This is a genomic window from Pseudomonas sp. 21615526 (assembly GCF_013386245.1).
GTDB lineage: Bacteria > Pseudomonadota > Gammaproteobacteria > Pseudomonadales > Pseudomonadaceae > Aquipseudomonas.
In genome coordinates this window covers 1-6,823 of the sequence record NZ_JACAOM010000183.1, presented here as the reverse complement: position 1 = coordinate 6,823, position 6,823 = coordinate 1, and the positions used below count along the sequence as shown (strand labels likewise).

6 protein-coding genes are annotated in these 6,823 nt (G+C 63.4%); 5 read left to right on the top strand and 1 reads right to left on the bottom strand.

The annotated features are described in order from the left end of the window. Window positions 1-244: 244 nt before the first annotated feature. On the top strand, window positions 245-1,393 hold the full coding sequence (locus HX786_RS30460; RefSeq protein ID WP_178913024.1) for an acyl-CoA dehydrogenase family protein: 1,149 nt from the start codon (window positions 245-247) through the stop codon (window positions 1,391-1,393). 170 nt (window positions 1,394-1,563) lie between these two features. Here the strand turns inward: HX786_RS30460 and HX786_RS30455 are convergent, their stop codons facing one another. Next, window positions 1,564-2,313, bottom strand: a complete 750-nt coding sequence (locus HX786_RS30455) for an ABC transporter substrate-binding protein (protein WP_087694838.1) — start codon at window positions 2,311-2,313, stop codon at window positions 1,564-1,566. 133 nt (window positions 2,314-2,446) lie between these two features. On the opposite strand from HX786_RS30455, the gene dnaX reads away from it, so the two are divergent. The 4 genes from dnaX to recR all read left to right on the top strand — a co-directional run. After that, complete coding sequence (gene dnaX, locus HX786_RS30450; protein ID WP_178913023.1) at window positions 2,447-4,522, top strand: DNA polymerase III subunit gamma/tau; 2,076 nt, start codon at window positions 2,447-2,449, stop codon at window positions 4,520-4,522. A gap of 43 nt (window positions 4,523-4,565) precedes the next feature. After that, window positions 4,566-4,904 carry a YbaB/EbfC family nucleoid-associated protein gene (locus tag HX786_RS30445; protein ID WP_003193199.1) on the top strand — a complete coding sequence of 113 codons (339 nt, stop codon included), beginning with the start codon at window positions 4,566-4,568 and terminating at the stop codon, window positions 4,902-4,904. A 269-nt stretch (window positions 4,905-5,173) separates the two neighbouring features. Then, a complete protein-coding gene (locus HX786_RS30440) occupies window positions 5,174-6,208 on the top strand; it encodes an NADP-dependent oxidoreductase (protein WP_003219050.1) in 1,035 nt (344 codons plus the stop codon). A gap of 65 nt (window positions 6,209-6,273) precedes the next feature. Beyond that, window positions 6,274-6,823 (top strand): recombination mediator RecR (gene recR, locus HX786_RS30435; RefSeq protein ID WP_178913022.1); only part of this gene is annotated, 550 nt, incomplete at its 3' end.

Genomic DNA, 6,823 nt, shown 5'->3' with positions numbered 1-6,823 from the left:
CCTTGGCGCATTCGTTTGCCGGACGTAAGCCGATCGCCCTATAACAAACACCGCAGAACAAAATGTGGGAGCGGGCTTGCTCGCGACTGCGGTGGTTCAGTCAATGCATCTGGCGACTGATACACCGCATTCGCGAGCAAGCCCGCTCCCACATTTGTTTTGTGGCGTTCACGAGTCTTTCCTCTTGCTTGATAACCAAGCAAGCGCTTGGTAAGTTCGCTCTACCGTCCCGTGGAGCTTGCCGATGTCTGCCTATCAGGAATACTTCGACCCCAGCCACCAATTGGTCCGCGACAGCGTGCGTCGTTTCGTCGAGCGCGAGATGTTGCCGGGCATCGAGCAGTGGGAGGAAGCGGAAAGCTTCCCCCGGGAGCTGTACCTCAAGGCCGGTGCGGCGGGGATCCTGGGCATCGGTTACCCCGAAGCCCTTGGAGGCAGCCACGAAGGTGACCTGTTCGCCAAGGTCGCGGCCAGCGAAGAACTGATGCGCTGCGGCTCCGGCGGGGTAGTGGCAGGGTTGGGCTCGCTGGATATCGGCTTGCCGCCCATCGTCAAATGGGCCCGGCCCGAGGTGCGCGATCGTGTGGCGCCGCAGGTGTTATCCGGCGAGAAGATCGCCGCCCTGGCCGTCACCGAGCCCGCTGGCGGATCCGATGTCGCCAGCCTGCAGACCCGTGCCGTGCGCGACGGCGACCATTACCGCGTCAGCGGCAGCAAAACCTTTATCACCAGCGGCCAGCGCGCCGACTTCTATACCGTCGCGGTACGTACCGGTGGGCCGGGCTTTGCCGGCATCAGCCTGTTGTTGATCGAAAAGGGCACGCCTGGTTTCACCACCGGTACACCGCTGAAGAAGATGGGCTGGTGGGCGTCGGACACGGCCGAACTGTTCTTCGATGATTGCCGCGTACCCGTAGGCAATCTGATCGGCGCCGAGAACATGGGTTTCGCCTGCATCATGGGCAACTTCCAGAGCGAGCGCCTGGCCCTGGCCCTGATGGCCAATATGACTGCGCAGATGGCCCTGGAGGAAAGCCTGAAGTGGGCGGCCCAGCGCGAGGCCTTCGGCAAACCCATCGGCAAGTTCCAGGTGCTCAAGCATCGCCTGGCGGAAATGGCCACGGCGGTGGAGGTCTCGCGGGAATTCACCTACCGCCAGGCCGCCAAGATGGCCGCGGGCAAGAGTGTGATCAAGGAGATCTCGATGGCCAAGAACCTCGCCACCGACACCGCCGACCGCGTGACCTTTGATGCCGTGCAGATCCTCGGCGGCCAGGGCTACATGCGCGGCAACCTGGTGGAGCGGCTGTATCGCGACAACCGCATCCTGTCCATCGGTGGCGGGACTCGGGAAGTGATGAACGAAATCATCAGCAAGCAGATGGGCTTGTAGAAAGCGCTTTTGTGGCGAGGGAGCTGTGGCGAGGGAGCTTGCTCCCGCTGGGCTGCGTAGCGGCCCCAAGATCTTTGGGAGCGCTGCGCACTCCAGCGGGAGCAAGCTCCCTCGCCACAGCAAGCTCCCTGGCCAGCAAGCTCCCTGGCCACAAGGACAATCAGGTGATCTTAAGGGGCGGGGGCGCTGTTCCCGATATACAGCTGGATGATTTCATCAATCTCCCCGGACATTTTCATCCGCAGCAACGTGCGCAGGATCTGCTGCCCCGGCACCTGCGGGTCGTTGCGCACATAGCAGCCCAGGCGTTGCTCCTCGATCACGGCCACCGTATGCAGGCGCTGTGTGGGCGGTAATTGCTGATTGAAGCGGTCAAGGATCCATTCGTTGATCACTGCATAGTTGAAGCGTCCGGCCACCAGTTTTTGCAGCACTTGCTCTTCACTGCGGCTGTCGTCGCGGCTGAACTGGCCGCTGGCGAAGCGCGCCTCCAGGGTCGGGTAGCTGTAGCCGAGTACCGTGCCGATGTGTTGCGGCGCAAGGCTGTCCAGTGCCACTGACGTTGAGGGCACGCGCCCGGCGGCCAGCACATTGCGCTGGACCAGCAGCGGGATGCTCCAGGTGTAGTCCCCCGACAGGTTGTTCAGCCACGCCGGTGTCACGTAGCAGCGCACGTCCACATCCCCGCGCTCCATGGCGGTGTCGATGCGCGCACGGGGCAGCACATGGAATTTCGCAGGACGGCCGACCTGGGTGGCCAGGCTCAACATCAGGTCATACAAAATCCCCTGGGTCGGCTGGCCCTGGTCAAGTTGCACCATGGGCATGGTCCAGCTGTCGGAAATGGAGAATCGCAGAGGTGCGGGTGCCGCCAGGCTGACCGTGGCAATCATCCACAAGGCGCCCAGGACTGCGCGCATAAATTCTCCGGGTTCAGCCTTTTATAGGCTTGGTCAGACCAGCTTAGTCAGATTAGACGAGCGTGCCGGATGCAATTTCCCCCTTGCTCCGCTAGCATTACCCGCTTCCGCTTCCCAGTTGCGACGGTTTTCGATGAGTTATCAGGTTCTTGCACGTAAATGGCGTCCGCGCTCGTTCCGCGAAATGGTCGGCCAGACCCATGTGCTCAAGGCTCTGATCAATGCCTTGGACAGCCAGCGGCTGCACCACGCCTACCTGTTCACCGGTACCCGCGGGGTGGGCAAGACTACCATTGCCCGCATCATTGCCAAGTGCCTGAACTGTGAAACCGGCATCACCTCGACGCCGTGTGGTACCTGCTCGGTGTGCCGGGAAATCGACGAAGGGCGTTTTGTCGACCTGATCGAGATCGACGCCGCGAGCCGCACCAAGGTCGAAGACACCCGCGAGCTGCTCGACAACGTGCAGTACGCACCGAGCCGTGGCCGCTTCAAGGTCTACCTGATCGACGAAGTGCACATGCTGTCCAGCCACTCCTTCAACGCCTTGTTGAAGACCCTGGAAGAGCCGCCGCCCTACGTCAAATTCATCCTGGCCACCACCGACCCGCAGAAACTTCCTGCAACGATTTTGTCGCGGTGCCTGCAGTTCTCCCTGAAAAACATGACCCCGGAGCGTGTGGTCGAGCATTTGACCCACGTGCTGGGTGTCGAGAACGTACCGTTCGAAGACGACGCCCTGTGGTTGCTGGGGCGTGCCGCCGACGGCTCGATGCGTGATGCCATGAGCCTTACCGACCAGGCCATCGCCTTCGGTGAAGGTAAGGTGCTGGCCGCCGACGTGCGGGCGATGCTCGGCACCCTGGACCACGGCCAGGTGTTCGACGTGCTGCACGCGTTGATCGAAGGCGACGCCAAGGCGTTGCTCGAAGCCGTGCGCCACCTGTCCGAGCAAGGCCCGGACTGGAATGGCGTGCTGTCGGAAATCCTCAATGTGCTGCACCGCGTCGCCATCGCCCAGGCCCTGCCCGAAGGTGTCGACAACGGCCACGGCGACCGCGACCGCGTGTTGGCCCTGGCCCAGGCGTTGCCGGCCGAAGACGTACAGTTCTACTACCAGATGGGCCTGATTGGGCGACGTGACCTGCCGTTGGCACCCGATCCGCGAGGCGGCTTTGAAATGGTCCTGCTGCGGATGCTGGCCTTCAGGCCCGCCGACACGGCGGATGCGCCGAGACAGCCGCTAAAGCCAGTGGGGATCAGCCAGGCCACAGTTGATTCCGCCAAACCAGTGGCTGGCCCGGCTGTTGTCGCGCCAGTGGTTGCGCCGCCTGCGCCGGTTGCACAGGCCGCCGCCCCGGTTGTCGCCGAGCCCGTGGCGCCTGTGGTGGTGCCGGAGCCGGTGGTTGAGCCTGCGCCCGTGCCTGAAGTCGATCTGCCGTGGAACGACCCGGTAGAGGCCGAGGTCGAGGTCGAGGTCGAGGTCGAGCTGCAGCCTGCCGTCGAGCCGGTGCTGGAAACCACCAGCGAGCAGCCTGAACTGACACCCATGCCCGCGCCGACCCCGGACAGCGTGGTCCCGGACGCCCCCGAGTGGGTTTCGGCCCCGGTGCCGGAGCCGACCGTTGCGCAAGTGGACGCCGCCACCCCGGGCACCGACCTCGACGACGAGCCGCCGCTGGACGAAGATTACATCGAGCCGGACATGGATTCGGCCTACAGCTACCTGGACGACCTGGCCAGCGAACACACCGCCGAGCCTGCCCCGGAGCCTGAACCCGAACCTGCCGCGATGCCGGCCACCGGCCTGGCGTTGCAATGGCTGGAGCTGTTCCCGAAACTGCCGATCTCCGGCATGACTGGCAGCATCGCCGCCAACTGCACCCTGATTGCCGTTGATGGCGACCATTGGCTACTGCACCTGGACCCGGCCCACAGCGCCCTGTTCAACGCGACCCAGCAGCGCCGGCTCAACGATGCCCTGAACCAGTTCCACGGGCGCACGCTGACCATCAGCATCGAGCTGATCAAGCCCGAGCAGGAAACCCCGGCCCAGGCGGCGTCCCGTCGCCGGGTCAACCGCCAGCGCGAGGCTGAAGAGTCGATCCACGGTGATCCGCTCATCCAGCAGATGATGCAGCAGTTTGGCGCGGTGGTGCGGCACGATACTATTGAACCTGTAGAAGCCCCGGTACCCCAAGCGTCATAACCCGGGGCCAATAATTGATCCACGTACTTTTGAGGTGATTCCCATGATGAAAGGTGGCATGGCCGGCCTGATGAAGCAGGCGCAGCAGATGCAGGAAAAGATGGCCAAGATGCAGGAAGAACTGGCCAACGCCGAAGTCACCGGTAAAGCCGGTGGCGATATGGTCAGCGTGGTGATGACCGGTCGTCACGACATCAAGCGCGTGAGCATCGACCCAAGCGTATTGCCGGGCGTCGGCGAAGACGACCTGGAAATGCTCGAGGCGCTGTTTGCCGCGGCCGTCAACGACGCCGTGCGCAAGATCGAAGCCAACAGCCAGGACAAGATGTCTGGCGTGACCGCTGGCATGCAACTGCCACCGGGCATGAAGCTGCCGTTCTGATCGGCAAGCAGCACCGAAAATGCCAGGCCCCGCGCCTGGCATTTTTTTGTCCGGCTATTTTCCATACCCGTAGCAGCTGTCGAGCGCCAGCGAGGCTGCGTCGGCAGCGACTCGGTCCCACGTCTGGCATGAAAGCAGCGGTGCGGCTAACGTAGCCTCGCTGGCGCTCGACAACTGCTACTGCGAGAGTTTTGTCGAACCCTGGACCCTGTGTTGGGGTCTGCACCCTATACCGTTGAATTCAGTCACCGATAGAAGGAGCCTCGCTGATGTCCGAAGCATTGACCCTCAACCAGCGCATTGTGCTGGTCTCACGCCCCCACGGCGCACCGGTGCCGGAAAACTTTCGCCTGGAGCGCGTCGCGCTGCCGGAACTGGCCGACGGCCAGGTTTTGCTGAAGACCCTTTACCTGTCCCTGGATCCCTACATGCGCGGGCGCATGAGTGATGCGCCGTCCTACGCCGCACCGGTCGAAATCGACGAAGTGATGACCGGTGGCGCTGTCAGCCGCATCGAACAGTCCCGCAATCCGAAGTTCGAGGTGGGTGACTTGGTGGTCGGTTCCACCGGCTGGCAGAGCCACAGCATCTCCGATGGGCGCAACCTGATCCCGGTACCGAAGGGACTGGCCAGCCCGTCCATGGCCCTGGGTGTGCTGGGTATGCCCGGCATGACCGCCTATATGGGCCTCACCGATATCGGCCAGCCCAAGTCCGGGGAAACCCTGGTGGTGGCGGCCGCTTCCGGTGCGGTGGGCTCGGTGGTGGGCCAGGTGGCGAAGATCAAGGGGCTGCGGGTGGTCGGTGTGGCGGGTGGCGCCGACAAGTGCCGCTATGTGGTGGACGAGCTGGGCTTTGATGCCTGTGTCGATCACAAGAGCGACAACTTTGCCGAGGAGCTTGCCCAGGCCTGCCCCAAGGGCATCGATATCTACTTCGAAAACGTCGGCGGCAAGGTATTCGACGCGGTCGTGCCGCTGCTGAATGCCAAGGCGCGCATTCCCTTGTGTGGCCTGATCGCCGGCTATAACGCCCACGAAGCGCCCAGCGGTCCCGACCGGCTGCCGGCGTTGCAACGTACCTTGCTGACCAAGCGTGTGCGGATCCAGGGCTTTATCGTGTTCGACGACTATGGCGACCGCCAACCGGAATTCCTCAGTGCCATGGCGCCGTGGGTGCGGGATGGCAAGATCAAGTTCCGCGAGGACGTGGTGGAAGGCCTGGAGCAGGCACCTGAAGCCTTTATCGGTTTGCTGGAGGGGCGCAACTTCGGCAAGTTGGTGGTGCGGGTCGCACAAGATTGAGCATTTGACGCTAATCCGAGGCGCGGGTATAAACCGCGTCTCGTTGTTTTGTCGGACCTTTCCCCATGAGCTTCAGCCCCCTGATTCGTCAACTGATCGACGCCCTGCGCACTTTGCCGGGTGTGGGTCAGAAAACCGCCCAGCGCATGGCGCTGCAACTGCTGGAGCGTGATCGCAGCGGCGGCTCCCGACTGGCCCAGGCCCTGAGCCAGGCGATGGAAGGGGTCGGCCACTGCCGCCAGTGCCGCACCCTGACCGAGGAAGAGCTGTGCCCGCAATGCGCCGACCCGCGTCGCGACGACACGCTGCTGTGCGTGGTCGAAGGGCCGATGGATGTCTACGCGGTGGAGCAGACCGGTTACCGCGGACGCTACTTTGTGCTCAAGGGCCACCTGTCGCCGCTGGACGGGCTGGGGCCGGAGGCGATTGGTATTCCGCAACTGGTGACGCGAATCGAGGAGCAGGGCACGTTCGTCGAGGTGATCCTGGCCACCAACCCTACGGTGGAAGGCGAAGCGACGGCCCATTACATCGCCCAGTTGCTGACCAACAAAGGCCTGATTACCTCGCGCATCGCCCACGGCGTGCCGCTGGGTGGCGAGCTGGAACTGGTGG